Consider the following 25,484-nt stretch of genomic DNA (forward strand, 5'->3'; position numbering starts at 1 on the left):
TCCGGCAGGCGACCTCGGAGACGTTGACGACGGTGGCGCCGAGATCCACCGCCTGCCGGACGGCCGCCGCGAGGGTCCGTACGTCGCCGTATCCGGAGGCGTTGCGCGCGGCATCGTCGTCCGATCGGGAGCGGTCGGAGAAATGGCCGCTCGACTGGCGGATGGCGATGATCCCCACGTCGGGTGCGCCACCGTCGTCAACGTCTCCGAGGTCGCCTGCCGGACGGTCGCCGAAGGCCTCGTCGACGGTCCGCTGGGAGCGGCAGTGCAGTACGCGACGGATGTACACGACGCGGTCGTCGTCGCGGCGGCCGGCAACACCGACACCTGCCGCGAAGGCAATCCGCGCTCGGCGGATCCGGCCGATCCCGGTGCGGATCCGTGGGATTCGGTCGTCACCCTGGCATCACCGGCCTGGTACGACGAGTACGTCCTCACCGTCGGCGCGGTCGAGGACGACGGCACACCGGCCGGGTACAGCCTGCCCGGGCCGTGGGTCGACGTCGCCGCTCCCGGGAGCGGGCTCGTCTCACTCAATCCCGGCACCGACGGTCTGGCCGACCTGATCCCCGGCCCCCAGGGCGGCAGACCGGTGTCCGGGACGAGTTTCGCGGCGCCGCTCGTCGCGGCGACGGTCGCGCTGGTGCGCTCGCGGTACCCGCAGTTGTCCGCCCGAGAGGTGATGACGCGCATCGAGAGCACCGCCCACTCCCCCGCAGAAGGATGGAATCCGCAGGTGGGCCACGGGGTCGTCGACCCGCTCGCCGCCGTCACCGCGCCGCTGCCGGCCGGGCGCGCGGAGCCGATGCCGGCGGTTGCCGTCGCCGAGCCGACTCCTCCCCCGGTACCGGATCACCGGCCGCGCACCATCGCACTGATCTCGGCTGCGGCCGTGATCGCCGCGACCGCCCTCGTTCTCGTCCTCACTGCACCGGCACGACGACTCGCCCGATCACGGACCTGAATCAGTTGCCCGCCCCGACGGGGACCGCCTCCGGGTCGGCGGCGACACCGTCGTGTGCGAGCAGCGCCTGTTCCCGGCCGAGCGCGGGTCCCGGAGCGAGCAACTGCAGGATGGGCCACGGGACCCGGGCGGGTGGATCCGTGAAGCCGAGTGCCGCAGCGGCGTCCGCATCGGTGATGCCGTACCGCACGCCGGTGTCGGCGACGTAGAACAACGAACCGAGACGGTCGGTGTCCGAGGTCAGCGAGGTGGTCTGCACGTATCTGCCGCGGCCCGGCGGGATGTGGATCGCGTCGACCTGCGGTCCGGCATCGTCCGCCTGGGCCGGGACCACCGGCACGGCGTCCTTGCCGGTGGGCAGGGCCGTCCCCGCGGACAACCGCAGAGTCGAGCGGTGCCGGTCGTTCTCGCCTGTGCCGGGCTGCCAGGTGGAGCACGCCACAGGCCTCTCCCCCGGATCGACGATGCGCGGGACGACCTCGGGAAAGGTGTCGACCGGCAGTTCGTGCACGACCGGCGCGGCTGCGAGGACGTCGGGTGGGATCACCGGAATCTCGGGTGCTCCTTGCGAATCCGAGAAGTGGATGAGATGTGCGGTGGCCCGCGAGACCTCCTGCACACCGTTCTCGAGCACTACGTGGAAACTCTGCCCGTCCGGTTCGGACACCGCGACGACCGACCCGACTCGCACACCCGGGATCGACATGCCCGGGACACCTCCGGCGCCGGTGATGTGGGGTGCCGCCAGCTTCGGCGATTCCGGCACGGCGGCGAGCAGTCCGGGACTCGCGGGGCGCGCACGGGAGACGTCGATGCCCAGCAGGCGCACGAGCGACCGGTCGTTCGGGTCGATTTCGGCGCGTCTGCCCTCGTAGAGCAAGTGGTATCTGCCGTCCGCGGCCACGAGGAGCGCTTCGTCGTCGGCGAGCACCGAGCCTGCCCGGTGGTCGGGTGTGCCGGCGAGCACGGCGGTGGTCGAGGACTGCAGACCGTTCGGGTCGGCGACGTCGCACACCGTCCACGGCACCTCCTCTGCATCATGGACCAGGGAGGACGGCGCACCCGGGATCCCCACCAGCGGTCCGCGTGGTCGTGTCGTCAGTTCCTCGTCGGCTACGACCGCCGGTTCGGTGGGCGATCCGAGGATCAGCCGGGCCGACGCGAGATTCAGGACGGGATGGAAGGTCGTGCCGATCGCGACGTAGAGCGCACCGGAGTCGCGTCCGACGACGACGGAAGCATCACCGATCCGGTCCTGGGGGCGGAACAGGGCAAGGGCGGCACAGCCTCCCAGCACGACACACGCGACGACGACTCCGACGACGAACGCCCGGAACTGGGAACGCATGGGATCGTGGATCATTCGTACGTCGCCCCGCACCAACGCATGATCCATGCGTCGTGCCAGGAAACGGTATCCACTGACCTGCCATCGCGTGGTCGGTTGCGCTGCCATCGATCTCCCCCCGTACGGCACGCTCTCTGGCGCAACACAGTACAGTCCTGTCGGGCGTCCACCACAGGCGCTCCGCGCGGTCAGGGGGAAGGTCGGCACCGCGCCGGAATCATTGCCGGCCGTCGTTCGGGGGGGATCGATGCAACGAACCGTCTTCGAGTCGGGGGATTCACGGGTCAGCACAGCGCCCACCGGTGCACGGGTCAGCACAGCGCCCACCGGTGCACGGATCAGCACAGCAGCAGGTGATGCGAGAAGCCGTGTCGCCGTGCGGCTCGTGGGTGCCCAGTGCGTCGCCGCCCTCGTATGGACGCTGGCGGTGGTGTCGGGGGCGTCCGTGTGGGTGGCCTGCGCGATCGCCGTGCCACCGGCCGCGCTGTGCCTCGTGCGGATCGGCGGACGCGGCACAGCCGAATGGATCGCGACCGTTCTGCGCCGACGCCCGGACGACGTCTCCGTCTCGGGTGTCCTCCGCGACTTCCACGTCGGGTCGGCAGTCCCGGTGGGGGTGCTATGGGACGGCCCGTACGCGACCGTGGTTCTCGAACCGTTCTCACCGGCCGGTGCGATCACCCGACTCGGGCGCGACAGCGAGGAGACGGGGCGAACGCTCCCCCTCGACGCGATCGCCGCCTGCCTGTACCGGCACGACGTCGTCCTGGACGGGATCGATGTCGTGGTGCAGGGGCGCCGGGTTCGCGACTCGACCCCCGCGGGGCAGGCCTACGCACAGTTGCTGGGCCCGCTTCCCGCCGCGGCCGAACGCACGGTGCGGGTGGTGCTCCGACTCGACGTCACGTCCTGCGCGGCCGCTGCCGCCCGTCGGGGCGGAGGCTCCGAGGGTGCCGCCCGGACCGTCGTCGCGGCGGCGCGGCGCGTGATCCGCGCGCTCGGCGACGCCGGGTACGGTGCGCGACTGCTCACCGCGAGCGAGATCGAACAGGCCGCGCTGCGCATCTCCCACGGGGTCCCGGCGACGGAGTGGGCCCCGACGCGCCGGCACGTCGCCCTGGCCTCCGCGTTCGACTCGGGCGGCGTCTTCGACCCACGTCGGATCGACCGCCGCCACACGGCGGCGATCTGGTCGCATCCAACTTTGGCGTCGACACTGGTCCTCCGGTTGCGACCGGGTGATGACGGGTCGGTTCGGGTCGGGGCGCTGGCACGGTTCACCACGCGCGAGGCGGACGTCCCCTCGGTGGCCGGACTGTTCCCGGCGTACGGACGTCACGCCGAACTCCTCACAGCGGCATTGCCCCTCGGGGTTCCGCAACTGGAAGACCGGGTTCCCTTGCGCGAATCGCGTAGCAGGGAACTCGACGCCCTCGCTCTTCCGGCCGGTGGGTGTGGGCAGCTCATCGGATCGGACGACGCCGGTCGCGCCGTCACCGCGCGTCTCACCGGTCCCGGAGTCCGCTCGGTCCACATCGCGGGCGAGTTGTATCTCGCCCAGCAGGTGGTCTTCCGCGCCGTCGCGGTGGGGGCGCGGGTCGTCGTCCACACCGACCGGTCCGGTGCGTGGCGCGGCCTGGTCGGATCCGCGGCCGGACCCGACCGGCTGCGTCTGGCGGGCGAGTACGCGGGCGACCACGATTTCGACACGGTCGTCTACGACGGCGTCCCGCCCACCTCGTCCATGCCGCACGCGACCGCGATCCACGTGCACATCCATCCGGACGGATGGCCGCGCGAGCGCCCCACGGTGTCGTTGCTCCAACCCGGAGCGGCCGGGGACCGTGTGGTGCTCACGGCAGGCGGCGAACGCACGCCTCTCACCCTCGTGACGATCGCGGCGGAGAGCACCCATCTCGGCCGGTCGCGCATGCCGGATCCGGCGCCTCAGCCGGGATAGCGGTCGAGGGCGGTTCCGGCGCGGACGGTGCGGGCCCACCAGGCGATCTGGTCGAGCATGCGTTCCGCGCCGTCGATCGCAGCCTCGTCCGTGGTGGTGCCGTCGGCCGCGAAGGCGTGCTTGACGCGGTGGAAGCTCACCGACTGCCGCACCGGCACCATGTGGACCTCGACGACGACCTGCCGCAACTGCTCGACCGCGCGCAATCCGCCGGACAGGCCACCGTAGGAGACGAATCCGACCGGCTTGGTGCGCCATTCGTGCTTGACGGTGTCGATGGCCGTCTTCAGCGCGGCGGGATAGCCGTGGTTGTACTCGGAGGTCACCACCACGAAGGCGTCCGCAGCACCGATGCGACCGGTGAAGGCGTCGGCGTCGGGACCGCCCGAGAGGTCGTGCGGGAGCGGGGTCTCGGCGAGATCGAGAACGCCGACGTCGAACTCGGGCCGACGCCGTGCGGTGGCCGCGAACCAGTCTGCGACGACCGGCGCGATGCGACCGGCGCGGACACTCGCGACGACGACCTCGAGGCGGATCGGATCGTTCGGTGCAGCCGTGGTCATAGGGTCGATCGTAGGTGCGGTGCGGTCGAGAGCCCGTGCGCGAGCAGTGCGGCGAGTTCCCGGTAGGCACGTGCGTCCTCGAGACCGGTCGCCTCGGCCACCTGTCGTTGCTGGATGCGGACCATGACCGAGGCGACGACGTCGGCGACGAAGGCCGCGTGGACGTCGCGCAGTTCGCCGGCCGCAACTCCCTCGGAGATGAGCTGGCGGACGCGGTCGGCGGCGAACCGGGTGTTGCGTTCGTAGACCTCGCGCGCGACCGGCGTGTGGGCGATGTCCTCCATGAACCGCGTGGAGGCGGGTTCGAGTTCGCGCCCCACGGCCTCGAGATAGGCGCCGATGCGAGCCTGGGCGTCCGCGGCCCGCGCGACGTCGGCCTCCACCCGGTCGGCGGCACCCTTGAAGAAGTGGACGGTCGCCGCGTAGACGAGCCGGTCCTTGTTCTCCGCGAGTGCGTAGAGCGTCGATTTCGAGCAGCGCAGACGCGCGGCGATGTCGTCGAGGGTCAGGTGCGCGAAGCCTTCTGCCAGGAACAACGCGACCAGATCGTCGAACAGTTGCGCCTGCCGGGCGGTGGGCCGCCGGCTACCGACTCTTGCCATACCGAGAACAGTACTGCAGTATCGTCCTCAGTACTATTTTTGGTCCCCAGTCTTCCAGGAGGAACCACCGTGCCCGTCGAGCGTCTGCTTCCCACCCGCGAGGCCTACGACCTGATCGACCTCACCCGCGACGTCGCCGACAAGGTGCTCGCCCCGCGCGTCGACGAGCACGAGCGCAAGGAGACCTTCCCCGAGGGCGTCTTCCCCGCACTCGGCGCCGCAGGGCTGCTGAGCCTGCCGTACCCCGAGGAGTTCGGCGGCGGCGACCAACCCTACGAGGTCTACCTGCAGGTCCTCGAGGAACTCGGCGTCCGCTGGGCTGCCGTGGCGGTTGCGGTGAGCGTGCACGGACTGTCGTGCTTCGCGCTCGCCACCCACGGCACCGACGAGCAGAAGAACAAGTGGCTCCCGGAGATGCTGGGCGGCAACACCATCGGCGCGTACAGCCTCTCCGAGCCGCAGGCCGGATCCGACGCCGCGGCCCTCGCGTGCCGTGCGAAACCCGTCGACGGCGGCTACCGCATCACCGGCTCGAAGGCGTGGATCACCAACGGCGGCAAGGCCGACTTCTACACCCTGTTCGCCCGCACAGCCGACACCGGCAGCAAGGGCATCTCGTGCTTCCTCGTGCCCGCCGGCACCGAGGGCCTGTCCTTCGGCAAGCCCGAGGAGAAGATGGGCCTGCACGCCATCCCCACCACCTCCGCCCACTACGACGACGCCTTCGTCCCGGCCGAGCGCCGGATCGGCGCCGAGGGACAGGGACTGCCGATCGCGTTCAGCGCACTGGATTCCGGACGCCTGGGGATCGCCGCCGTCGCGACGGGTCTGGCCCAGGCCGCCCTCGACGAGGCGACGGCCTACGCCAAGGAACGGCAGGCCTTCGGCAAGCGCATCATCGACCACCAGGGCCTCGGCTTCGTTCTCGCCGACATGGCCGCCGCCGTCGACTCGGCCCGCGCCACCTATCTCGACGCTGCCCGGCGCAAGGACGCCGGCCTGCCCTACTCGCGGCAGGCGTCGGTGGCCAAGCTCGTCGCGACGGATGCCGCCATGAAGGTCACGACCGACGCTGTGCAGGTCCTCGGTGGATACGGCTACACCCGCGACTTCCCGGTCGAGCGCTTCATGCGCGACGCGAAGATCACGCAGATCTTCGAGGGCACCAATCAGATTCAGCGACTCGTGGTCGCGCGGTCCCTCGCGGGGTGAACGATCGCAAGCCGGAAGCGACAGGGGTTTTCGCGGCGAAAGATCGCTAGAGTGCCTTCATGCCGGACGCCCTGGAGCGGCTCACTCCACAGCAACGCCACCTGCTGACGCAGCGGTTCGGCCGCATCGTCGTGGTCTCCGACATGAGTTGGGGGCTGGTGTCGACCACTGTCCTCGAGGTCGACACCGACGACGGGCTACTGGTCGTGAAGGCGGGCGGAACTCCGGATCGGCACATCGGCCGCGAGATCAGCGCGCACGAGCGGTGGACCGCTCCGTGGGTACGGTGCAGTCGGGCCGCCCGCATGGTGTTCGCCGACCGCGCGACGAAACTCGTCGTGACGGAATACCTTCCGGGGCGGCTCGTCCTGGGCACCGCCGCGTCGTCCCGTCTCGACGTCTACGAGCAGGCCGGCGCGCTGCTCGCCCAGTTCCATCGCCAGGAGCATGTGGTGGACGAGGGGTACGAGCGATCGGCGAACACGAAGACGCTGCGGTGGCTCGCGGCGCCGCACCGTATCGGTCCCGACGTCGCCGGCCGATTGCGCTCGATGGTCGAGGGATGGCCGACACCGACGGCCACCCTGGTGCCCACCCATGGCGACTGGCAGAGCCGCAACTGGCTCGCCGACGACATCGGTGTGGTGAAGGTGATCGACTTCGGGCGTGCCGCGATGCGCCCGGCGGGTGAGGACTTCGAGCGGCTCGCGGTACGCGAGTTCCTCCGGGTCCCCGGTGCCGAGCAGGCCTTTCTGCGTGGCTACGGCGAGGATCCCCGTGAGGAGGACGCCTGGTTCCGCCGACGTGTCCGCGCGGCGGTCGCGGTCGCGGTGTGGGCCTTCCATGTGGGCGACGACTGCTACGAGGCCGAGGGCCACCGCATGATCGCCGAGGCGCTCGGCCGCTTCCCGGTTCGCTCGATGCGCTCATCAGCAACGTCCTCGAGTTCCTGGACTGGCTGATCCGACGAGCACGTGAGAACGCCCGAGGGGGTGAGGTCGCGGACCTCACCCGTTACCTTCTTCGTAGTCCCGCACCCGCGGGGCCACGGTCGCCAAGTTCGGTATGACTTCTCGCCCCTGTCTCTCGAATGATCCGGGGGGTGGTGTCGCCGAACCTGGTGACGTCGATGGACCGCTGATAGGGACACGGCCACCTGTTGCACGCAAGCGTCAGGTAGGTCTCCTCGTAACGTGGATGCCGGGTGTCGACGTCGGATCGGTGACCGTCCGGAGCGCAACGAAAGGCACGCTTCATGGACCCGACCTACGCCGTGTTCTGCGGCATCGACGTGGGCAAAGGCGAACACCACGCCGTCGGACTCGACCCCGCCGGCACCCGCCTGTTCGACAAAGCCCTGCCCAACGACGAGGCGAAGCTGCGGTCCGTGTTCGCTCGCCTGGCCGAACACGGGCCGGTGCTGGTGGTCGTCGATCAGCCGAACACGATCGGGGCGCTGCCGGTCACCGTCGCCCGGGCCTGCGGTCATGCCGTGGCGTACCTGCCCGGGTTGACGATGCGCCGCGTCGCCGATCTGTACCCCGGCCAGGCGAAGACCGATGCTCGAGATGCGTTCATCATCGCCGATACGGCTCGGACGATGCCGCACACCCTGCGCCGGGTCGATGTCGGCGACGAGGCCCTGGCCGAGCTCGGCGTACTCGTCGGATTCGACGACGACCTCGCCGGGGAAGCCACCCGCATCAGCAACCGAATCCGCGGCTTGCTCACCGGAATCCACCCCGCCCTCGAACGCGTGCTCGGCCCCAAGATCGCGCATCCGGCAGTGCTGGAAATCCTGTCGCGCTGCGGCGGACCGGTCGGCATCCGCAAAGCCGGCAAGCGCAGGCTCACGACACTTGCGACCAAGCATGCCCCGCGGATGGGGGCTCGGCTGGCCGAGGAAATCCTCGCTGCTCTCGATGTACAAACAGTGACGGTGCCGGGCAGCAGCGCGGCCGAGATTGTTCTGCCGAAACTGGCCGACTCGTTGAAAGAGGTTCTGCAACAGCGCAAGAGCATTGCCGAAGATGTCGAGAGGATGCTCGATGACCACCCTCTTTCGCAGGTCCTGATGTCGATGCCCGGCGTCGGTATCAGGACTGCAGCTCGGATCCTGCTCGAGGTCGGTGACGGCTCGGCGTTCGCCTCTGCGGCGCACCTGGCCGCCTACGCCGGCATCGCACCGGTGACTCATCGTTCCGGGTCCTCGATCCGCGGCGAGCATCCCGCTCGGTCGGGGAACCGCAAACTCAAACGAGCGTTGTTCCTGTCTGCGTTCGCGGCGTTGCACGACCCGACCAGTCGCGCCTACTACGACCGCAAACGGGCCGAAGGTAAGAAGCACAATGCCGCCCTGATCTGCCTCGCACGACGGCGTTGCGACGTCCTCTACGCCATGCTCAAGAACAAGACCTTCTATCGCACCCCCGCTGCTGCCGCCGCTTGACGAAACCATAGGGACACCCCCCGGGTGTCTTTTCGAGGGCAGCGCTCTCGGCTCAGGCGCCGATGGCCTCGCCGAGCACGGGCCACGACTCGTGCAGGGCCTCCTGCCAGTAGCCCCAGGTGTGGGTACCGTCGGACCGGACCGAGTAGGTCGCCTCGACCCCGGCTGCGTCCAGCGCACCGCGCAGTCGCGTCGTGCAATCGTTCACGCCGGCCTCGATGAGCCCGAGCAGAGCCACATCGGGAAGGACGGCGACACCGTCCTGCTCCCATGCCTTCAATTCGTACGGACCCGGGACACCGCTGCTCGTGGAGACGTACACGGCCTTGCCGCGCAGCTTCTCGGCGTTGAGCACGACGTCCTGTTCGGTCCAGTGCTCACCGGCGACCGGTCCCCACATGTTCTCGACCTCGCCCCCGCCGAACGCGACGACGATCTCCGCATAGCGCGAACCGATATCCGACGCGGTCTCGGCGCATCCACTGTACGAACCCACCGCCTGGTAGAGATCGGGCGCCTGCTGGGCGAGCGCCAGCGCCGACGTCGCCGACATCGACACACCGGCGATCGCGTTGCGGCCGCTCGCACCGAGTGTCTCGTCGACCACGGAGGGGATCTCCTCGGTGAGGAAGGTCGTCCACTTGTTGCGTCCGAGAACGGGATCGTCCTCGAGCCAGTCGGTGTAGTAGCTGAACGCGCCACCGACCGGAGTGACGACGTTGACGTTCTTGTCGCCGAAGAACTCCACGATGTCGGTCTGCTCGCGCCAGGTCGCCCGGTCCAGTCCCCCACCGGCACCGTTGAGCAGGTAGAAGACCGGTCGCGGCGCGCTCGTGTCGGCCGGTCGCAGCACCTGCAGCTCGATGGTGCGTTCCATCGACGGCGAGTACACGAACAGCGACCAATCGCGGTCGGTGTGCTTCTCGATGCGTTCGACAGTCGCGCTCTGCGACCGGGTCTCGCCGGTCGCGGCGGCCGGGAGATCCTCGGCGTGGGCGACCGCGGCACCGGACAGGACCAGCGACGAGACGGCGAGCGCCCCGATCGTCCCCATCAACGCAAACCGTCGTGCGCGCACATTCGTTCCCTTCATCCGCAACAGCCGGGCGTGATGGGCCCGCGCATCTCCCGCGTCGCAGCGTTGCGCGCGGCGAGTTCCTCGTCAGCAGGGTAGTCGACGCGAACCAGTGACAGGCCGTGGGCCGGTGCCACCGCGACGGACGCCGCACGTTCGCGTTCGTCGAGCAGGGCCGTCATCCACTCGACGCTGCGACGCCCCTCCCCCACGGCCAGGGCCGCGCCGACGAGGCTGCGCACCATCGACCAGCAGAAGGCGTCGGCGCTGACATAGGCGGTGAGGATGTCACCTTCGCGGGTCCAGTCGTATCGCTGCAGTTCACGTACGGTCGTCGCACCCTCCCGCCGCTTGCAGAAGGCGGCGAAGTCGTGCAGGCCGAGCAGCGACTGCGACGCGCGTTGCATCGCATCGAGATCGACGGCCTTCGGCCACGCGACGGTGTCGCGGGCACGCAGCGGCTCGGCGCCGTACACCGCTGTGGTGAGGCGGTATTCGTAGTGGCGCCGGATCGCCGAGAAACGCGCGTCGAAATGTTCGGGGGCGACGGAGATCCCGGTGACCCGCACGTCGCGGGGCAGGAACCGTGCGAGACGGCGGACCCAGCGCGACGGATCGTCGGGCAGCACCGCGGAGGGGACGTCGACGTGGGCGACCTGCCCGGAAGCGTGCACGCCGGCGTCGGTGCGACCGGCGACGGTGAGCAGCACGGGGGTGCGGACGATCGCGGAGAGCTTTTCCTCGATCTCCCCGCACACCGTGCGACGTCCGGGCTGCCGTGCCCAGCCGGAGAAGTCGGTGCCGTCGTACGCGATGTCGAGTCGCAGACGGGTTGTCTCGTGAGAAGCCACGAGCCCGCCGCCCTCGGAAGGGTCGGCGGGCTCGTGAGCTTCAGCAGATGCCGAAACCAAGTGGATTAGTCCTTCTTGGCCTCGTCCGCCTCGGGTGCGTCGGCAGCCGTGGCGTTGGTGTCCTCGACACCCTCGACGACGGCGTCGGCGTTCGCGACCTCGGCGTCGGTGGCCTCGGCCTCGACGGCCTGGACCGCGTTGTCCTCGGCGGGTGCCTGCGAGGCGGCGACGCGGCGAGCGCGGTCGGCCTCGGAGGTGACGGTCTTCTCGCGCACCAGCTCGATGATGGCCATGGGGGCGTTGTCGCCCTTGCGCGGCATCGTCTTGATGATGCGGGTGTAACCGCCGTTGCGGTCCTCGAAGGAGGGACCGATCTCCGCGAACAGCGAGTGGACGACGTCCTTGTTGCGGATGACCTTCAGCACCTCACGACGCGAGGCCAGCGTGCCGGCCTTGGCGTGCGTGACGAGCTTCTCGGCGTACGGGCGCAGGGCCTTGGCCTTGGCCTCGGTGGTGGTGATGCGGCCGTGCTCGAAGAGCGCGGTGGCCAGGTTGGCCATGAGCGCCTTCTGATGCGAGGCCGATCCGCCGAAGCGGGCGCCCTTCTTGGGCTTGGGCATGATTTTCTCCTAGTAACGGACCGTGAGCTGCTACAGCTGCTCGGTCTCGGCGTAGTCCTCGTTGCCGTCGTTGTCACCGAAGGAGCCGGCCTCGGTATCGCTCCAGGTACCGGTCGCGGCGTCGTAGCCGGCGACGGTGCTGGGGTCGAACGATGCCGGGCTGTCCTTGAGGGACAGGCCGAGCGAGTGCAGCTTGACCTTGACCTCGTCGATGGACTTCTGGCCGAAGTTGCGGATGTCGAGCAGGTCGGATTCCGTCCGTGCCACGAGCTCGCCGACGGTGTGGACACCTTCGCGCTTGAGGCAGTTGTAGGACCGGACCGTGAGGTCGAGGTCCTCGATCGGAAGTCCGAAGGAGGCGATGTGGTCGGCCTCGGCGGGCGAGGGACCGATCTCGATGCCTTCTGCTTCGACGTTCAGCTCACGAGCCAGACCGAAGAGCTCCACGAGGGTCTTGCCCGCCGAGGCGAGCGCGTCCCGCGCGCTGATCGAGTTCTTGGTCTCCACGTCGAGAATGAGCCGATCGAAGTCGGTGCGCTGCTCGACGCGGGTCGCTTCCACCTTGTACGTCACCTTGAGCACCGGCGAGTAGATCGAGTCGACCGGGATACGGCCGATCTCGGCGCCGGACGCCTTGTTCTGCACGGCAGGAACGTAGCCGCGACCGCGCTCGACGACGAGCTCGATCTCCAGCTTGCCCTTGTCGTTCAGGGTGGCGATGTGCAGATCCGGGTTGTGGATGGTGACACCGGCCGGGGGCACGATGTCGCCGGCCGTGACGGTGCCCGGCCCCTGCTTGCGGACATACATGGTGACCGGCTCGTCCTCTTCGGAGCTCACCACGAGACCCTTGAGGTTCAGGATGATGTCGGTGACATCCTCCTTCACCCCGGGAACGGTGGTGAACTCGTGGAGAACGCCGTCGATGCGGATGCTGGTGACAGCGGCGCCCGGGATCGACGAGAGCAGGGTGCGACGAAGCGAGTTGCCGAGGGTGTACCCGAAGCCAGGCTCGAGCGGCTCGATGACGAACTTCGAGCGGTTTTCAGCGATGACCTCTTCGGTCAGTGCGGGTCGCTGAGAGATGAGCATCTGTTGCCTCCTTGTGGGCGTCCGCCATATGACGCCCTAGTGGAATGGAGCGGTGTCCTCCCGCCCGGACGGACCGGAGGACACCACGACACCGAGGTGTCTTACTTCGAGTAGTACTCGACGATCAGCTGTTCCTGCAGCGGGATGTCGATCTGCGCGCGCTCGGGGAGCTGGTGGACCAGCACTCGCAGACGCGGGCCGACGACCTGCAGCCAACCCGGAACCGGGCGCTCGCCCTGGGTCTCGCGGGCGACCTGGAAGGGCAGCGTGCTCAGCGACTTCTCGCGGACATCGATGATGTCGTACTGCGAGACGCGGTAGCTGGGGATGTCGACCTTCTTGCCGTTGACCAGGAAGTGGCCGTGGCTCACCAGCTGGCGGGCCTGACGACGCGTGCGGGCGAGGCCGGCACGGTAGACGACGTTGTCCAGGCGCGACTCGAGGATGACCAGCAGAACCTCACCGGTCTTGCCGGGGCGGCTTGCGGCCTCTTCGTAGTAGCGACGGAACTGCTTCTCCATGACGCCGTACGAGAAGCGGGCCTTCTGCTTCTCCTGCAGCTGGAGCAGGTACTCGCTCTCCTTGATCCGCGCGCGGCCGTGCTGGCCGGGCGGGTAGGGGCGACGCTCGAAGGCCTGATCGCCTCCGACCAGGTCGACACGGAGACGACGCGACTTACGGGTAACGGGACCGGTATAACGAGCCATTTTTCTTTACCTTCCTTTCCCGTTAGACGCGACGCCGCTTGGGCGGACGGCAACCGTTGTGGGGCTGCGGGGTGACATCGGAGATGGTGCCGACCTCGAGGCCTGCGGCCTGGAGGGAACGGATCGCCGTCTCGCGGCCCGAGCCCGGGCCCTTGACGAAGACGTCGACCTTCTTGACACCGTGTTCCTGCGCCTTGCGGGCGGCGTTCTCGGCGGCGAGCTGTGCGGCGAACGGGGTCGACTTGCGCGAACCCTTGAAGCCGACGTGGCCGGAGGACGCCCAGGAGATCACGTTGCCCTGCGGGTCCGTGATGGACACGATGGTGTTGTTGAACGTGCTCTTGATGTGAGCGGCACCGTGCGGAACGTTCTTCTTGTCCCTGCGCCGTGCCTTCTGGGTCTTCTTCGGACCGGTGCTGCGTGACTTGGGAGGCATTACTTCTTCTTTCCTGCGACGGTGCGCTTCGGACCCTTGCGGGTGCGGGCGTTGGTCTTGGTGCGCTGTCCACGCACGGGCAGACCACGACGGTGTCGCAGGCCCTGGTAGCAGCCGATCTCGATCTTGCGGCGGATGTCCGCCTGAACCTCGCGACGGAGGTCACCCTCGACCTTGTAGCTCTCCTCGATGTACTCGCGGAGCTTGGCGAGGTCCTCGTCCGTCAGATCCTTGCTGCGCAGGTCCGGGTTGACACCCGTGGCCTCGAGGATCTCTTGGGAGCGGGTACGGCCGATGCCGTAGATGTAGGTGAGTGCGATCTCCATCCGCTTTTCGCGGGGAAGATCGACACCTGCGAGACGTGCCATGTGGCATTCCTATTCGGTGTGCGGAGGTCTGCTCCCAGCCCGTCCCCTGCGTCGAAGAACTGTGTGATTCAAAAACACAGTGGGGCCCCGGCCTCCGTACCGGGGGTTGATCGCGCAGCTCCTCGACGGATCGAGGATCGTAACCACGCGACTGGTGCTGGAAGGTCTTCGTGCTTGTTGCCAAGCAGATCTTCGAGACGAAGGTGGATCTAGCCCTGACGCTGCTTGTGACGCAGGTTCTCGCAGATCACCATGACCCGACCGTTACGGCGGATCACCTTGCACTTCTCGCAGATCTTCTTGACGCTAGGCTGAACCTTCACGTAAGTCCGATCTCCTGTATGTGCGCCGCCGGACACGGCAGAGCCGGCCCGGCGACATGATTCTCCCCGACCGTGTGGCCGGGGAAGCTTCGTTACTTGTAGCGGTAGACGATGCGTCCACGCGTGAGGTCGTAGGGAGAAAGCTCCACGACAACGCGGTCCTCGGGAAGGATACGAATGTAGTGCTGACGCATCTTTCCGCTGATGTGGGCGAGAACCTTGTGCCCGTTCTCCAGCTCGATGCGGAACATCGCATTGGGCAGCGGTTCGATTACCCGGCCCTCGACCTCGATTGCCCCGTCTTTCTTAGCCATATCCTCCGCGATCCGTTGTTCGGCGTTGTGGTTGCATCGGCATCCGTTACCGTGACGCTCGGCAACTCCGGGACCGGACACGAACCGAGATTCGAAGGAATTCGACACGGGACCGATCGGAGCGCAGCGCGCACCACCGATCAATGGTACGGGAAGTTGACCGTCCAGGACAAATGAGCTCCGGCACACTCGTGCCCACGACCAGGAGGAGGACCGCACGTGCGGGCGTTGATCCAGCGGGTGACCACGGCGGCGGTGGCGGTCGACGGAGCCGAGGTGGCTCGCATCACGCCGGCCGAAGACGGTCACGGTCTGCTCGTGCTGGTCGGCGTCGCGCACGACGACGACGAGGCCAAGGCCGCGACGCTCGCCCGGAAGGTGTGGACGATGCGCATCCTCGAGGACGAGCGATCCGCCTCCGACGTCGACGCCCCGATCCTGGTGGTCAGCCAGTTCACGCTCATGGCCGACACGAGGAAGAGCAGGCGTCCGTCGTGGTCGGCCGCCGCTCCCCGCCCGATCGCCGAACCTCTCGTCGATGCGTTCGCGAACGCTCTACGAGATCTCGGCGCGACGGTGGAGACCGGGAAGTTCGGGGCCCACATGGAGGTGAGCCTCGTCAACGACGGACCGGTCACGCTCCTCGTCGACGTATGACGCCGCGGAGTACGACCGCTCGCGTCACTCCGGCCGGACGGTGAGGATACGGGGGCCGTCCTCGGTGACCGCTACCGTGTGCTCCCAGTGCGCGGCCCGGCTGCCGTCGACGGTCACCACCGTCCACTCGTCGTCGAGGACCTCGGTCTCGTAGGTACCGAGGGTGAGCATCGGCTCGACAGCGAGCACCGATCCGACGACGAGCTTCGGGCCCTTGCCCGGCTTGCCTTCGTTGGGGAGGAACGGATCCATGTGCATCTCGCGCCCGATACCGTGACCGCCGTAGCCGTCGACGATGCCGTACAAGCGGCCGTGCACCTTCTCGGCGGCATGCGTGCCTTGCTCGATCGCATGCGAGACGTCGGTCAGGCGGTTGCCCGGGAGCATCGCCGCGATACCGGCCTCGAGCGACAGACGGGTGGCCTCGCTCAGGTCGATGTCGGCCTGCGACAGCTCCCCGATCCCGAAGGTCCATGCCGAGTCGCCGTGCCAGCCGTCGAGGATCGCGCCGCAGTCGATCGACACGAGGTCGCCCTCGGCGAGCACCACCGACACCGACGGGATGCCGTGGACGACGACCTCGTTGACCGACGAACAGATCGAACCGGTGAAGCCGTGGTAGCCCAGGAAGGACGGAACGGCCCCCGCATCGCGGATGACCGATTCCGCCACCTGGTCGAGTTCCAGGGTGCTCACGCCCGGCTTGGCGGCCTCGCGCACTGCGACGAGTGCGGCACCGACCACGGCTCCCGCCGCCGCCATCGCGTCGAGTTCACCCGAGGTGCGGAACGGAACCACTGAGCGCTTGCGCCCGAAACCCATGTCGAACTACCCGTCTACTTTCCGAGTGCGGACAGAGCCCGCGAATTGATCTCCTCGACCTCACCGATCGCGTCGACCGTGATGATCGAGTCGGCGTAGTAGTCGAGCAGCGGGGCCGTCTCCTCACGGTAGACCCGGAGACGGTTGCGGATCACGTCTTCGGTGTCGTCGGCGCGACCGCGGGCGAGCATGCGCTCGACCACGACGTCCTCGTCGATGACGAAGGACAGCACGCCATCGAGCTCGACACCGAGATCCTTCAGGATGTTCTCGAGTTCCTTGGCCTGCTCCACGCTGCGCGGGAAGCCGTCGAGGAGGAAGCCGTTGGCGGCGTCGGGCTCGGCCAGACGCTCACGCACCATGTTGTTGGTGATCTCGGCGGGAACGAGCTCCCCCGCGTCGATGTACTTCTTGGCCTCGACGCCGAGCGGGGTGCCCTGCCCGATGTTCGCGCGGAAAAGATCGCCCGTCGAGATGGCGGGGACGCCGAGCTTCTCGGACAGAATCGCGGCCTGTGTGCCCTTGCCGGCACCGGGAGGACCGAGCAGTACAAGTCTCACTTGAGGAACCCTTCGTAGTTGCGCTGCATCAGTTGACTTTCGATCTGCTTGACAGTGTCCAGCGCGACACTGACGAGAATGAGAACCGCGGCGCCACCGAAGATGCTCGAGGCCGTCTGGCTGCCGGACAGGAAGAAGTTCGGCAGCGTCGCGATGAGACCGAGGTAGATCGAGCCCGGAACCGTGATGCGGTTGAGCACGAAACTGAGATATTCGGCGGTCGGGCGACCGGGGCGGATGCCCGGGATGAAGCCGCCGTATTTCTTCATCTCGTCGGCCCGCTCCTCCGGATTGAAGGTGATGGCGACGTAGAAGAAGACGAAGAACACGATCAGGGCGAAGTAGATCGCGATGTAGACCGGGTTGTTCGGATTGACCAGGTACTCGTTGATGATCCGCTGCCACCAACTCGGATCCGGGTTCGTCGTGGCACCGGTGAGCTGCGCGACGAGATTGGGCAGGTACAGCAGCGACGACGCGAAGATGACGGGGATGATGCCCGCCTGGTTGACCTTCAGCGGCAGGTAGGTCGACGAACCGCCGTACATACGACGGCCGACCATGCGCTTGGCGTACTGCACCGGGATCCGGCGCTGACCCTGCTCGATGAACACGACACCCGTGATGAGGGCCAGGGCCACGACGCAGACGATCGCGAAGACGAGGCCGCCGCGGGATTCGAGGATCATGCGACCCTCGCTCGGCAGCGCGGCCGCGATACCGGCGAAGATCAGCAGCGACATGCCGTTGCCGACACCGCGTTCGGTGATGAGCTCACCGAACCACATGACGACGGCGGCACCGGCGGTCATCACCAGCACGATGACGACCATCCCGAAGATGCTGTCGTCGGCGAGGATCGGCTCCGAGCAGCCCTGCAGCAGCTGCCCTCGGGCGGCGAGCGCGACGATGCCGGTGGCCTGCAGGACGGCGAGCGCGACGGCGAGATAACGCGTGTACTGCGTCATCTTGGCCTGGCCGGACTGGCCCTCCTTGCGCAGTTCCTCGAAGCGTGGAATGACCACGGTGAGCAGCTGGACGATGATGCTCGCGGTGATGAACGGCATGATGCCGATCGCGAAGACCGACAACTGCAGTAGCGCGCCGCCGGAGAACAGATTGATCAGCGAGTAGATGCCGGCCTGCTCGCTGCCGGCGAGCTGATCGACACAGGCCTGGACGTTGCCGTAGTCGACGCCCGGGGACGGCACGGTAGCACCGAGGCGGTACAGCGCCACGAGCCCGAGGGCGATGAGAATCTTCCGCCTCAGGTCCGGTGTCCTGAGGGCCGAGACGAAGGCGGAAAGCAAAGATCCTCCTGGCGGGCCGATCGGGGACGACGGATCGAGAGGGATCCGTCGGACGGTAGACAACTCTGAAACTCTAACAGTGGGCCCCGATGAGAGGCGTAGCCCGGTAGCCTATGTCACCGCTGCGAACGCAGCTTGGGACACCGGTGCGAACGCGCGAACGGCCGCGGTGCAGGTATCTGCACCGCGGCCGTTCGACAGCCGTGACTCACACGCGAAAGTACAGGTCAGGCCTGGACGGTCGCGCTGCCACCGGCTGCAGCGATCTTCTCCTGAGCGGAGGCCGAGAACTTGTCGGCGGTGACCTGCACGGCCACCGTCAGCTCGCCTTCGCCGAGGACCTTGACGAGCTGGTTCTTGCGAACCAGACCCTTCGCCACGAGGTCCGCGACACCGATCTGTCCACCCTCGGGGAACACGCGAGCGATGTCCCCGACGTTGACGATCTGGTACTCGGTACGGAATGCGTTCTTGAAGCCCTTGAGCTTCGGCAGACGCATGTGGATGGGCATCTGGCCACCCTCGAAGGCCGGCGACACGTTCTTGCGTGCCTTCGTGCCCTTCGTACCGCGGCCGGCGGTCTTGCCCTTCGAACCCTCACCGCGTCCGACGCGGGTCTTGTCCGTCTTCGCACCCGGAGCCGGGCGCAGGTGATGCAGCTTGATGGTCATTCTCAGACCTCCTCAACGGTGACGAGGTGACGCACCACGTTGATGAGGCCACGATTCTGCGCATTGTCCTCGCGGACGACGGACTGGCGGATCTTCCGCAGACCGAGGGTCCGGAGGCTGTCGCGCTGATTCGACTTGGCCCCGATGGTGCTCTTGATCTGGGTGATCTTCAGCTCTGCCATTACTTCACGCTCCCAGCAGCCTGTGCACGTGCGCGCAGCATGCCGGCGGGGGCAACTTCCTCGAGGGTGAGGCCACGGCGAGCCGCGACTTCCTCGGGACGCTGCAGACCCTTGAGGGCCGCAACCGTCGCGTGCACCACATTGATGGCGTTGTCGGAGCCGAGCGACTTCGACAGGATGTCGTGGACACCCGCACACTCCAGCACCGCGCGCACAGCGCCACCGGCGATGACACCGGTACCGGGGGAAGCCGGACGCAGCAGGACGACACCGGCTGCAGCCTCTCCCTGGACGGGGTGGGTGATGGTTCCGCCGATGAGCGGGACGCGGAAGAAGTTCTTGCGAGCTTCCTCGACACCCTTCTGGATGGCCGCGGGAACTTCCTTGGCCTTGCCGTAGCCGACGCCGACCAGGCCGTTGCCGTCGCCCACGATCACCAGAGCGGTGAAGCTGAAGCGACGACCGCCCTTGACGACCTTCGACACACGGTTGATCGAGACGACACGCTCGATGTAGTTCGACTTCTCGGCAGCGTTGCCGCCGCGCGAGTCGCGGTCGCGGCGGTCGCGACCGCCACGGTTGTCACCGCTGTTGGGGTTCTGTCCGGCGGGGCCGTTGCCGCCGTCACGCCGCTGACGTCCCGGCATCAGGCGTTCCTTCCGTTCGAGAAAATGGTCATCAGAACTTCAACCCGCTTTCGCGAGCCGCGTCCGCGAGGGCCGCGATGCGTCCGCTGTAGGTGTGGCCACCGCGGTCGAAGACCACGGCTTCCACGCCGGCAGCCTTCGCGCGCTCGGCGATCAGCTGACCGACCTTCGCGCCGCGAGCCTTCTTGTCGCCCTCGAGAGCGCGCACATCGGGTTCGATGGACGACGCTGCGGCGAGAGTGGTGCCCGTCAGGTCGTCGACCAGCTGCACGTGCAGGTGGCGCGAGGACCGGTTGACGACGAGGCGGGGACGCTCGGCGGTGCCGGAGATCTTCTTGCGGAGGCGGAAGTGACGACGCGTCTTCGAAAGGCGACGCGTGGTGGAGGCGTCCTTGCCGCGCGGGATGCGCTTGGCCTTCTGGTTCTCGGTCTGGCTCATGATCACTTACCCGTCTTTCCGACCTTGCGACGGACCTGTTCACCCTCGTAGCGGATGCCCTTGCCCTTGTAGGGGTCGGACTTGCGCAGCCGGCGGATGTTGGCCGCGATCTGGCCGACCTTCTGCTTGTCGATGCCCGAGATCGAGAAGCGCGTGGGGTTCTCGACGGCGAACGTGATGCCCTCGGGCGCCTCGATCAGCACGGGGTGGCTGTAGCCGAGCGAGAACTCGAGGTCCTTGCCCTTGAGGGCCACGCGGTAGCCGACGCCGTGGATCTCCATCTTGGTGGTGTAACCCTCGGTGACACCGACGATGAGGTTCTGCACGAGCGTCCGCGACAGGCCGTGCAGCGCGCGGCTGCGACGCTCGTCGTTCGGGCGCGTGACGTTGATTGCCCCGTCCTCGCCCTTGGCGACGGCGATCGGCTCGGCGATCGTCAGGGACAGGTTGCCCTTGGGGCCCTTGACTGCAACATCCTGGCCGTCGATGGTGATCTCGACGCCCGAAGGAACTGCAACGGGGAGTTTTCCGATTCGCGACATTGTGGTGGCCTCCCTTTACCAGACGTAGGCGAGGACTTCCCCGCCCACTCCCTGCTTGGCCGCCTGGCGATCGGTGAGCAGGCCGGAGGACGTGGAGATGATCGCCACGCCGAGGCCGCCCAGGACCTTGGGCAGGTTGGTGGATTTCGCGTACACGCGCAGGCCGGGCTTCGACACGCGGCGCACGCCGGCAAGGCTGCGCTCACGGGAAGGTCCGTACTTGAGGTCGACGATGAGGGTCTTGCCCACCTCGGCGTCCTCGGTGCGGTAGTCGGAGATGTAGCCCTCGCGCTTGAGGATCTCGGCGATGTTCACCTTGATCTTCGAGGACGGGAGCTTGACCTCGTCGTGGTACGCCGTGTTGGCGTTACGCAGACGCGTCAAGAAGTCTGCGATGGGGTCGGTCATGGTCATGGCTGACCTGTTCACCTTTCTCGATGCGGTTCCCATGCAACGCCGGAACATGCCGGCCGTGGGCCTACGTCGAAACTCGGTTTCGATAGCGGATTCGTCGACGGATCGGCGACGAACCCATGACAGCGTGACAGTGGGCGGAGAACTTCTCGGTCCTCCGCCCACCGCTCACGTCACCAGGAGCTCTTGTGAACTCCCGGAAGTTCTCCGCGGTGTGCCATCTCGCGAAGGCAGATGCGGCAGAGTCCGAACTTGCGGAAGACCGAGTGCGGGCGCCCGCAGCGCTGGCAGCGGGTGTAGGCGCGCACCGCGAACTTCGGCTTCTTGTTGGCCTTGTTGACCAGTGCCTTCTTAGCCATGGGCTCAGTTCTCCTTGAACGGGAAGCCGAGGTGCTTGAGCAGGGCACGGCCTTCTTCGTTGTTGGTAGCGGTGGTCACGACAGTGATGTCCATGCCGCGCGGGCGATCGATCTTGTCCACGTCGATCTCGTGGAACATCGACTGCTCGTTCAGGCCGAACGTGTAGTTGCCGTTGCCGTCGAACTGGTTGCCGTTGAGGCCGCGGAAGTCCCGGATACGGGGAAGCGCGATGGACACGAGACGGTCCAGGAACTCCCACATGCGGTCGCCGCGCAGCGTGACGCGCGCACCGATCGGCATGCCCTCGCGCAGCTTGAACTGTGCGATGGACTTGCGGGCCTTACGGATCTCCGGCTTCTGACCGGTGATGAGCGCGAGGTCGTTGACGGCTCCGTTGATGAGCTTCGCGTCGCGGGCGGCGTCGCCGACACCCATGTTGACGACGACCTTCACGACGCCGGGGATCTGCATGACGTTCGCGTAGTCGAACTCCGCGTTCAGCGCGTCCTTGATCTCGGCGCGGTAGCGGGCCTTCAGGCGCGGCTGGGTCTTGTTCTCGGTGGAAGTCATGTCAGAGGTCCTTCCCGTTCTTCCGGGAAATCCGAACGCGCTTGCCGGTTTCCTCATCGGTGCGGTAGCCCACGCGGGTGGGGTTTCCGTCCGAGTCGACGACCGCAACGTTGGAAACGTGGATCGGGGCCTCCTGCGTCACGATGCCGCCGGAGGAGGCGCCACGCTCGTTCGCAGAGACGGCGGTGTGCTTCTTGATACGGTTCACGCCCTCGACGAGGACCTTGCCGGTCGCCGGGTAGGCCGCGATGACCTTGCCCTTGGCGCCCTTGTCCTTGCCCGAGATGACGAGCACGGTGTCACCCTTGTGCACCTTCATCACAGCACCTCCGGAGCGAGCGAGACGATCTTCATGAACCGCTTGTCGCGGAGCTCGCGACCGACGGGTCCGAAGATGCGGGTGCCGCGAGGATCGTTGTCGCCCTTGATGATGACGGCAGCGTTCTCGTCGAACTTGATGTAGGAACCGTCCGGACGGCGGCGCTCCTTGGCGGTGCGCACGATCACGGCCTTGACGACATCGCCACGCTTGACGTTGCCGCCGGGGATCGCGTCCTTGACGGTGGCGACGATGACGTCACCGATTCCGGCGTAGCGACGGGACGAGCCACCGAGAACGCGGATGCAGAGGATCTCCTTGGCACCCGTGTTGTCGGCGACGCGCAGTCGCGACTCCTGCTGGATCACTTACTTCTCCTTGACCTGGATTGGTGTGTACGTCAGATTTCCGACCTGGACGTACGCGGTCGTCGGTTGCCTGCGGCGCACGCGCGAATCACACACGGGTCCCGTAAGCAACCCGTCCAGAGTAGGCCATATACCGTACGCAGGGCAAATTCGCGAATTGTGATGTCACTCCCCACCCCGGAACCGGGCGTGTCGCAGCGACGTCCACCGCTCCCCACGCGAGGGCTGCACCTACTACCCGACGCACAGCACCCCACCGCCCGCGGTGCGGGTGGTGGGGTGCTGCATGTTCTCGGTCCTGTCGAGGACGAGGAGGCCTTACTTGGCCTTCTCGAGCACCTCGACCAGACGCCAGCGCTTCGACGCGGACAGCGGACGGGTCTCCATCAGCTGCACGCGGTCGCCGATGCCGGCCAGACCGTTCTCGTCGTGCGCCTTCACCTTGGTCGTACGGCGGATGATCTTGCCGTACAGCGGGTGCTTCACCCGGTCCTCGAGCTCGACGACGATGGTCTTCTCCATCTTGTCCGAGACGACGTAACCGATGCGGACCTTACGGCTCGCGCGCTGTTCCTGGTTGCTCACTGCCTTTTCCTCACTCATGCCACGTCACCCGCATTCGGGCCGGTGGCCAGTCCGAGCTCGCGCTCGCGCAGCACCGTGTAGATACGGGCGATCTCGTTGCGCACCACGCGGAGCCGACGGTTGTTGTCCAGCTGGCCGGTGGCCATCTGGAAGCGGAGGTTGAACAGCTCTTCCTTGGCTTCGCGGAGCTTGTCGGTCAGCTCTTCGTCGCTCAGCTCGCGGAGTTCCGCGGCGGGGGTACCGGTAGCCATCAGAACTGCTCCTCCCTCGTCACGATGCGGCACTTGCAGGGGAGCTTGTGCATCGCGCGACGCAGAGCCTCGCGCGCAATCTCCTCGTTGGGGTAGCTCATCTCGAACAGCACGCGACCGGGCTTGACGTTCGCGACCCACCACTCCGGCGAACCCTTACCGGAACCCATGCGGGTCTCGGCAGGCTTCTTGGTGAGGGGGCGATCCGGGAAGATGTTGATCCAGATCTTGCCGCCACGCTTGATGTGCCGGGTCATGGCGATACGAGCGGACTCGATCTGCCGGTTGGTGATGTAGGCCGGCTCGAGAGCCTGGATGCCGTAGTCACCGAAGGCCACCTGGGTTCCGCCCTTGGCGGCACCCGTACGGCTCGGATGGTGCTGCTTGCGGTGTTTGACCCGCCGGGGGATCAACATTGCGTCAGCCCTCCTTGTTCTCGGTCGAGGCAGGAGCGTCGCTCGATGCGGCGCGGCCGGCCTCGGTGCTCGTCGCGGTGGTGCCCGACGCGCCGGAACGACGCGGGCGGCTCGGACGCTCACGACGCGGCCGGTCGGCGGGAGCAGCTGCAGCAGCAGCGAGCTCACGACGGCCACCGACGATGTCGCCCTTGTAGATCCAGACCTTCACGCCGATGCGGCCGAAGGTGGTCCGTGCCTCGTAGAGGCCGTAATCGATGTCCGCGCGCAGCGTGTGCAGCGGGACGCGACCTTCGCGGTAGAACTCCGAACGCGACATCTCGGCGCCACCGAGGCGGCCCGAGCACTGCACGCGGATGCCCTTGACGTTCGGCTGACGCATGGCCGACTGGATGGCCTTGCGCATCGCACGACGGAAGGCGACACGGTTCGAGAGCTGCTCGGCGACGCCCTGCGCCACGAGCTGAGCCTCGGACTCCGAGTTCTTGACCTCGAGGATGTTCAGCTGGACCTGCTTACCGGTCAGCTTCTCGAGCTCGGCGCGGATGCGATCGGCCTCGGCGCCGCGGCGTCCGATGACGATCCCGGGACGAGCGGTGTGGATGTCCACACGCACACGGTCGCGGGTGCGCTCGATCTCGACCTTCGCGATGCCGGCGCGCTCGAGGCCGGAGGCCAGGAACTTGCGGATCGCGACATCTTCCTTGACGTAGTCCGCGTACTGCTTGTCCGCGTACCAACGAGACTTCCAGTCGGTGGTGACGCCCAGACGGAAGCCGTGCGGGTTGATCTTCTGGCCCACTACTGAGCTCCCTTCCGGCGGTTACGAGTCGAGGCCGACCCGACGCTTTCCACGATCACGGTGATGTGGCTCGACCGCTTGCGGATGCGGAACGCACGGCCCTGGGCACGCGGCTGGAACCGCTTCAGGGTCGCACCCTCGTCCACGTACGCAGTCGCGACGACGAGCGTGCTGGGGTCGAGGTTGTAGTTGTTCTGCGCGTTCGCAGCGGCCGACGCGATCACCTTGGCGACCGGCTCGGCCGCGGCCTGCGGCGCGAACTTGAGGATGGCCAGGGCCTCCTCGACGGACTTACCGCGAACGATGTCGACGACGCGGCGCGCCTTCATCGGGGTCACGCGCACGTGGCGCGCAACAGCCCGAGCGCTGTTGGTGGTGGTTTCAGTGCTCATCGACGCTTGCTCTTCCGGTCGTCCTTGATGTGGCCCTTGAACGTACGGGTCGGCGCGAACTCACCGAGCTTGTGACCGACCATGGACTCCGAGACGAACACCGGCACGTGCTTGCGTCCATCGTGGACAGCGAACGTATGACCGATGAAGTCGGGCAGAATCGTGGAACGGCGCGACCAGGTCTTGATGACCTGCTTGGTGCCCTTCTCGTTCTGCGTGTCCACCTTCGCCAGGAGGTGGTCGTCGACGAACGGGCCCTTCTTGAGGCTGCGTGGCATTCTCTAACTCCCTCC

At 67.2% G+C, this 25,484-nt stretch carries 37 protein-coding genes and 1 pseudogene; 6 read left to right on the plus strand and 32 right to left on the minus strand.

Annotated elements, in window-relative coordinates; genetic code table 11:
• Positions 1–283: pseudogene (locus tag A5767_RS22685) on the minus strand (hypothetical protein); the annotation flags it as partial.
• Between A5767_RS22685 and A5767_RS14880 the strand changes: the two are divergent.
• The gene (locus tag A5767_RS14880; protein WP_442978764.1) at positions 266–964 is read left to right on the plus strand and encodes a S8 family serine peptidase; all 699 of its coding nucleotides are present in this window, start codon (positions 266–268) and stop codon (positions 962–964) included. The pseudogene A5767_RS22685 and the gene A5767_RS14880 overlap by 18 nt on opposite strands.
• A 1-nt stretch (position 965) precedes the next feature.
• Here A5767_RS14880 and eccB read toward each other — a convergent pair whose 3' ends face one another.
• Positions 966–2,420 (minus strand): type VII secretion protein EccB, encoded by a 1,455-nt coding sequence (eccB, locus tag A5767_RS14885; protein WP_024101611.1) that lies wholly within the window; start codon positions 2,418–2,420, stop codon positions 966–968.
• Positions 2,421–2,697: 277 nt separating this feature from the next.
• On the opposite strand from eccB, the gene eccE reads away from it, so the two are divergent.
• Complete coding sequence (gene eccE, locus A5767_RS14890; RefSeq protein WP_064852613.1) at positions 2,698–4,272, plus strand: type VII secretion protein EccE; 1,575 nt, start codon at positions 2,698–2,700, stop codon at positions 4,270–4,272.
• Here the strand turns inward: eccE and A5767_RS14895 are convergent.
• Positions 4,260–4,835 (minus strand): NADPH-dependent FMN reductase, encoded by a 576-nt coding sequence (locus tag A5767_RS14895; protein WP_019288595.1) that lies wholly within the window; start codon positions 4,833–4,835, stop codon positions 4,260–4,262. The genes eccE and A5767_RS14895 overlap by 13 nt on opposite strands.
• Entirely contained in the window at positions 4,832–5,437 is a 606-nt protein-coding gene (locus tag A5767_RS14900) for a TetR/AcrR family transcriptional regulator (protein ID WP_006550047.1), read from the minus strand. Before A5767_RS14900 ends, A5767_RS14895 begins: the two co-directional genes overlap by 4 nt.
• Positions 5,438–5,506: 69 nt before the next feature.
• Between A5767_RS14900 and A5767_RS14905 the strand changes: the two genes are divergently transcribed.
• The 3 genes from A5767_RS14905 to A5767_RS14915 all read left to right on the plus strand — a co-directional run bounded on the left by A5767_RS14905 (position 5,507) and on the right by A5767_RS14915 (position 9,098).
• On the plus strand, positions 5,507–6,649 hold the full coding sequence (locus tag A5767_RS14905) for an acyl-CoA dehydrogenase family protein (RefSeq protein ID WP_064852598.1): 1,143 nt from the start codon (positions 5,507–5,509) through the stop codon (positions 6,647–6,649).
• A gap of 59 nt (positions 6,650–6,708) precedes the next feature.
• Positions 6,709–7,611: a phosphotransferase family protein gene (locus tag A5767_RS14910; protein ID WP_064852599.1), complete on the plus strand. Its 903-nt coding sequence runs from the start codon at positions 6,709–6,711 to the stop codon at positions 7,609–7,611.
• A 293-nt stretch (positions 7,612–7,904) separates the two neighbouring features.
• Positions 7,905–9,098 (plus strand): IS110 family transposase, encoded by a 1,194-nt coding sequence (locus tag A5767_RS14915; RefSeq protein WP_064852600.1) that lies wholly within the window; start codon positions 7,905–7,907, stop codon positions 9,096–9,098.
• 52 nt (positions 9,099–9,150) lie between these two features.
• Here the strand turns inward: A5767_RS14915 and A5767_RS14920 are convergent, their stop codons facing one another.
• From A5767_RS14920 to infA, 9 genes are all read right to left on the minus strand, one after another.
• A complete protein-coding gene (locus A5767_RS14920; RefSeq protein WP_064852601.1) occupies positions 9,151–10,152 on the minus strand; it encodes an alpha/beta hydrolase in 1,002 nt (333 codons plus the stop codon).
• A 35-nt stretch (positions 10,153–10,187) separates the two neighbouring features.
• A complete protein-coding gene (truA, locus tag A5767_RS14925) occupies positions 10,188–11,024 on the minus strand; it encodes a tRNA pseudouridine(38-40) synthase TruA (protein ID WP_231913194.1) in 837 nt (278 codons plus the stop codon).
• A gap of 65 nt (positions 11,025–11,089) precedes the next feature.
• Entirely contained in the window at positions 11,090–11,644 is a 555-nt protein-coding gene (gene rplQ / locus A5767_RS14930; protein ID WP_006554582.1) for a 50S ribosomal protein L17, read from the minus strand.
• A 30-nt stretch (positions 11,645–11,674) separates the two neighbouring features.
• Positions 11,675–12,736, minus strand: a complete 1,062-nt coding sequence (locus A5767_RS14935) for a DNA-directed RNA polymerase subunit alpha (protein WP_006554583.1) — start codon at positions 12,734–12,736, stop codon at positions 11,675–11,677.
• A 101-nt stretch (positions 12,737–12,837) separates the two neighbouring features.
• Complete coding sequence (gene rpsD, locus A5767_RS14940; protein WP_006554584.1) at positions 12,838–13,443, minus strand: 30S ribosomal protein S4; 606 nt, start codon at positions 13,441–13,443, stop codon at positions 12,838–12,840.
• A gap of 22 nt (positions 13,444–13,465) precedes the next feature.
• Positions 13,466–13,879 (minus strand): 30S ribosomal protein S11, encoded by a 414-nt coding sequence (rpsK, locus tag A5767_RS14945; protein WP_006554585.1) that lies wholly within the window; start codon positions 13,877–13,879, stop codon positions 13,466–13,468.
• Positions 13,879–14,247, minus strand: a complete 369-nt coding sequence (gene rpsM, locus A5767_RS14950; protein ID WP_006554586.1) for a 30S ribosomal protein S13 — start codon at positions 14,245–14,247, stop codon at positions 13,879–13,881. Before rpsM ends, rpsK begins: the two co-directional genes overlap by 1 nt.
• A 209-nt stretch (positions 14,248–14,456) precedes the next feature.
• Positions 14,457–14,570 (minus strand): 50S ribosomal protein L36, encoded by a 114-nt coding sequence (gene rpmJ / locus A5767_RS14955; RefSeq protein ID WP_003938068.1) that lies wholly within the window; start codon positions 14,568–14,570, stop codon positions 14,457–14,459.
• A 92-nt stretch (positions 14,571–14,662) separates the two neighbouring features.
• Positions 14,663–14,884, minus strand: a complete 222-nt coding sequence (infA, locus tag A5767_RS23160; RefSeq protein ID WP_006554587.1) for a translation initiation factor IF-1 — start codon at positions 14,882–14,884, stop codon at positions 14,663–14,665.
• 219 nt (positions 14,885–15,103) lie between these two features.
• Between infA and dtd the strand changes: the two genes are divergently transcribed.
• A complete protein-coding gene (gene dtd, locus A5767_RS14965; protein ID WP_006554588.1) occupies positions 15,104–15,541 on the plus strand; it encodes a D-aminoacyl-tRNA deacylase in 438 nt (145 codons plus the stop codon).
• A gap of 24 nt (positions 15,542–15,565) precedes the next feature.
• Here dtd and map read toward each other — a convergent pair whose 3' ends face one another.
• The 19 genes from map to rpsS all read right to left on the minus strand — a co-directional run bounded on the left by map (position 15,566) and on the right by rpsS (position 25,469).
• Positions 15,566–16,363: a type I methionyl aminopeptidase gene (map, locus tag A5767_RS14970; RefSeq protein WP_006554589.1), complete on the minus strand. Its 798-nt coding sequence runs from the start codon at positions 16,361–16,363 to the stop codon at positions 15,566–15,568.
• Between the two features lie 14 nt (positions 16,364–16,377).
• Positions 16,378–16,923 carry an adenylate kinase gene (locus A5767_RS14975; RefSeq protein ID WP_006554590.1) on the minus strand — a complete coding sequence of 182 codons (546 nt, stop codon included), beginning with the start codon at positions 16,921–16,923 and terminating at the stop codon, positions 16,378–16,380.
• Complete coding sequence (secY, locus tag A5767_RS14980) at positions 16,920–18,233, minus strand: preprotein translocase subunit SecY (RefSeq protein ID WP_006554591.1); 1,314 nt, start codon at positions 18,231–18,233, stop codon at positions 16,920–16,922. Before secY ends, A5767_RS14975 begins: the two co-directional genes overlap by 4 nt.
• A 227-nt stretch (positions 18,234–18,460) precedes the next feature.
• Positions 18,461–18,904 (minus strand): 50S ribosomal protein L15, encoded by a 444-nt coding sequence (gene rplO / locus A5767_RS14985; protein ID WP_006554592.1) that lies wholly within the window; start codon positions 18,902–18,904, stop codon positions 18,461–18,463.
• A 2-nt stretch (positions 18,905–18,906) separates the two neighbouring features.
• Complete coding sequence (gene rpmD / locus A5767_RS14990; RefSeq protein WP_006554593.1) at positions 18,907–19,086, minus strand: 50S ribosomal protein L30; 180 nt, start codon at positions 19,084–19,086, stop codon at positions 18,907–18,909.
• Complete coding sequence (gene rpsE, locus A5767_RS14995; RefSeq protein WP_006554594.1) at positions 19,086–19,733, minus strand: 30S ribosomal protein S5; 648 nt, start codon at positions 19,731–19,733, stop codon at positions 19,086–19,088. The genes rpmD and rpsE overlap by 1 nt, the downstream gene beginning before the upstream one ends.
• Before the next feature lie 31 nt (positions 19,734–19,764).
• Entirely contained in the window at positions 19,765–20,172 is a 408-nt protein-coding gene (gene rplR / locus A5767_RS15000; RefSeq protein ID WP_006554595.1) for a 50S ribosomal protein L18, read from the minus strand.
• Between the two features lie 2 nt (positions 20,173–20,174).
• Positions 20,175–20,714 (minus strand): 50S ribosomal protein L6, encoded by a 540-nt coding sequence (gene rplF, locus A5767_RS15005; protein ID WP_006554596.1) that lies wholly within the window; start codon positions 20,712–20,714, stop codon positions 20,175–20,177.
• A 15-nt stretch (positions 20,715–20,729) separates the two neighbouring features.
• Entirely contained in the window at positions 20,730–21,128 is a 399-nt protein-coding gene (rpsH, locus tag A5767_RS15010) for a 30S ribosomal protein S8 (RefSeq protein WP_006554597.1), read from the minus strand.
• Positions 21,129–21,301: 173 nt separating this feature from the next.
• A complete protein-coding gene (locus tag A5767_RS15015; RefSeq protein WP_006554598.1) occupies positions 21,302–21,487 on the minus strand; it encodes a type Z 30S ribosomal protein S14 in 186 nt (61 codons plus the stop codon).
• A 4-nt stretch (positions 21,488–21,491) separates the two neighbouring features.
• Positions 21,492–22,058 (minus strand): 50S ribosomal protein L5, encoded by a 567-nt coding sequence (gene rplE, locus A5767_RS15020; RefSeq protein ID WP_006554599.1) that lies wholly within the window; start codon positions 22,056–22,058, stop codon positions 21,492–21,494.
• A 1-nt stretch (position 22,059) separates the two neighbouring features.
• Positions 22,060–22,377: a 50S ribosomal protein L24 gene (gene rplX, locus A5767_RS15025; protein ID WP_006554600.1), complete on the minus strand. Its 318-nt coding sequence runs from the start codon at positions 22,375–22,377 to the stop codon at positions 22,060–22,062.
• A complete protein-coding gene (gene rplN, locus A5767_RS15030) occupies positions 22,377–22,745 on the minus strand; it encodes a 50S ribosomal protein L14 (protein ID WP_006554601.1) in 369 nt (122 codons plus the stop codon). Before rplN ends, rplX begins: the two co-directional genes overlap by 1 nt.
• A 318-nt stretch (positions 22,746–23,063) precedes the next feature.
• Positions 23,064–23,348 (minus strand): 30S ribosomal protein S17, encoded by a 285-nt coding sequence (gene rpsQ, locus A5767_RS15035; protein WP_024101619.1) that lies wholly within the window; start codon positions 23,346–23,348, stop codon positions 23,064–23,066.
• The gene (gene rpmC / locus A5767_RS15040) at positions 23,345–23,581 is read right to left on the minus strand and encodes a 50S ribosomal protein L29 (protein ID WP_006554603.1); all 237 of its coding nucleotides are present in this window, start codon (positions 23,579–23,581) and stop codon (positions 23,345–23,347) included. The genes rpsQ and rpmC overlap by 4 nt, the downstream gene beginning before the upstream one ends.
• Positions 23,581–23,997 (minus strand): 50S ribosomal protein L16, encoded by a 417-nt coding sequence (gene rplP, locus A5767_RS15045; RefSeq protein WP_006554604.1) that lies wholly within the window; start codon positions 23,995–23,997, stop codon positions 23,581–23,583. Before rplP ends, rpmC begins: the two co-directional genes overlap by 1 nt.
• Before the next feature lie 4 nt (positions 23,998–24,001).
• Entirely contained in the window at positions 24,002–24,799 is a 798-nt protein-coding gene (gene rpsC, locus A5767_RS15050) for a 30S ribosomal protein S3 (RefSeq protein WP_006554605.1), read from the minus strand.
• On the minus strand, positions 24,799–25,191 hold the full coding sequence (gene rplV / locus A5767_RS15055; protein WP_006554606.1) for a 50S ribosomal protein L22: 393 nt from the start codon (positions 25,189–25,191) through the stop codon (positions 24,799–24,801). Before rplV ends, rpsC begins: the two co-directional genes overlap by 1 nt.
• A complete protein-coding gene (gene rpsS / locus A5767_RS15060) occupies positions 25,188–25,469 on the minus strand; it encodes a 30S ribosomal protein S19 (RefSeq protein WP_003938088.1) in 282 nt (93 codons plus the stop codon). Before rpsS ends, rplV begins: the two co-directional genes overlap by 4 nt.
• Between the last annotated feature and the right edge of the window lie 15 nt (positions 25,470–25,484).

This window comes from Rhodococcus sp. 852002-51564_SCH6189132-a, assembly GCF_001665495.1.
Classification (GTDB): domain Bacteria; phylum Actinomycetota; class Actinomycetes; order Mycobacteriales; family Mycobacteriaceae; genus Rhodococcus; species Rhodococcus pyridinivorans.

Excerpts from the sequence above, each read along its gene's own strand:
- rpsS (WP_003938088.1), bottom strand. The coding sequence starts at position 25,469 with ATGCCACGCAGCCTCAAGAAGGGCCCGTTCGTCGACGACCACCTCCTG.
- rpsH (WP_006554597.1), bottom strand. The coding sequence starts at position 21,128 with ATGACCATGACCGACCCCATCGCAGACTTCTTGACGCGTCTGCGTAAC.
- rpmC (WP_006554603.1), bottom strand. The coding sequence starts at position 23,581 with ATGGCTACCGGTACCCCCGCCGCGGAACTCCGCGAGCTGAGCGACGAA.
- A5767_RS14900 (WP_006550047.1), bottom strand. The coding sequence starts at position 5,437 with ATGGCAAGAGTCGGTAGCCGGCGGCCCACCGCCCGGCAGGCGCAACTG.
- rpsM (WP_006554586.1), bottom strand. The coding sequence starts at position 14,247 with ATGGCACGTCTCGCAGGTGTCGATCTTCCCCGCGAAAAGCGGATGGAG.
- rpsQ (WP_024101619.1), bottom strand. The coding sequence starts at position 23,348 with ATGAGTGAGGAAAAGGCAGTGAGCAACCAGGAACAGCGCGCGAGCCGT.
- infA (WP_006554587.1), bottom strand. The coding sequence starts at position 14,884 with ATGGCTAAGAAAGACGGGGCAATCGAGGTCGAGGGCCGGGTAATCGAA.
- A5767_RS14915 (WP_064852600.1), top strand. The coding sequence starts at position 7,905 with ATGGACCCGACCTACGCCGTGTTCTGCGGCATCGACGTGGGCAAAGGC.
- rplE (WP_006554599.1), bottom strand. The coding sequence starts at position 22,058 with ATGACTTCCACCGAGAACAAGACCCAGCCGCGCCTGAAGGCCCGCTAC.
- A5767_RS14920 (WP_064852601.1), bottom strand. The coding sequence starts at position 10,152 with ATGGGGACGATCGGGGCGCTCGCCGTCTCGTCGCTGGTCCTGTCCGGT.
- rpsE (WP_006554594.1), bottom strand. The coding sequence starts at position 19,733 with ATGCCGGGACGTCAGCGGCGTGACGGCGGCAACGGCCCCGCCGGACAG.
- rplF (WP_006554596.1), bottom strand. The coding sequence starts at position 20,714 with ATGTCGCGAATCGGAAAACTCCCCGTTGCAGTTCCTTCGGGCGTCGAG.
- rplR (WP_006554595.1), bottom strand. The coding sequence starts at position 20,172 with ATGAGCCAGACCGAGAACCAGAAGGCCAAGCGCATCCCGCGCGGCAAG.
- eccB (WP_024101611.1), bottom strand. The coding sequence starts at position 2,420 with ATGGCAGCGCAACCGACCACGCGATGGCAGGTCAGTGGATACCGTTTC.
- map (WP_006554589.1), bottom strand. The coding sequence starts at position 16,363 with ATGGGTTTCGGGCGCAAGCGCTCAGTGGTTCCGTTCCGCACCTCGGGT.
- A5767_RS14935 (WP_006554583.1), bottom strand. The coding sequence starts at position 12,736 with ATGCTCATCTCTCAGCGACCCGCACTGACCGAAGAGGTCATCGCTGAA.
- A5767_RS14910 (WP_064852599.1), top strand. The coding sequence starts at position 6,709 with ATGCCGGACGCCCTGGAGCGGCTCACTCCACAGCAACGCCACCTGCTG.
- rplP (WP_006554604.1), bottom strand. The coding sequence starts at position 23,997 with ATGTTGATCCCCCGGCGGGTCAAACACCGCAAGCAGCACCATCCGAGC.
- rpmD (WP_006554593.1), bottom strand. The coding sequence starts at position 19,086 with ATGGCAGAGCTGAAGATCACCCAGATCAAGAGCACCATCGGGGCCAAG.
- A5767_RS14895 (WP_019288595.1), bottom strand. The coding sequence starts at position 4,835 with ATGACCACGGCTGCACCGAACGATCCGATCCGCCTCGAGGTCGTCGTC.
- A5767_RS15015 (WP_006554598.1), bottom strand. The coding sequence starts at position 21,487 with ATGGCTAAGAAGGCACTGGTCAACAAGGCCAACAAGAAGCCGAAGTTC.
- rplX (WP_006554600.1), bottom strand. The coding sequence starts at position 22,377 with ATGAAGGTGCACAAGGGTGACACCGTGCTCGTCATCTCGGGCAAGGAC.
- rpsD (WP_006554584.1), bottom strand. The coding sequence starts at position 13,443 with ATGGCTCGTTATACCGGTCCCGTTACCCGTAAGTCGCGTCGTCTCCGT.
- rpsK (WP_006554585.1), bottom strand. The coding sequence starts at position 13,879 with ATGCCTCCCAAGTCACGCAGCACCGGTCCGAAGAAGACCCAGAAGGCA.
- rplV (WP_006554606.1), bottom strand. The coding sequence starts at position 25,191 with ATGAGCACTGAAACCACCACCAACAGCGCTCGGGCTGTTGCGCGCCAC.
- rplO (WP_006554592.1), bottom strand. The coding sequence starts at position 18,904 with ATGACCATCAAGCTGCATCACCTGCGCCCGGCTCCGGGTGCGAAGACG.
- rplQ (WP_006554582.1), bottom strand. The coding sequence starts at position 11,644 with ATGCCCAAGCCCAAGAAGGGCGCCCGCTTCGGCGGATCGGCCTCGCAT.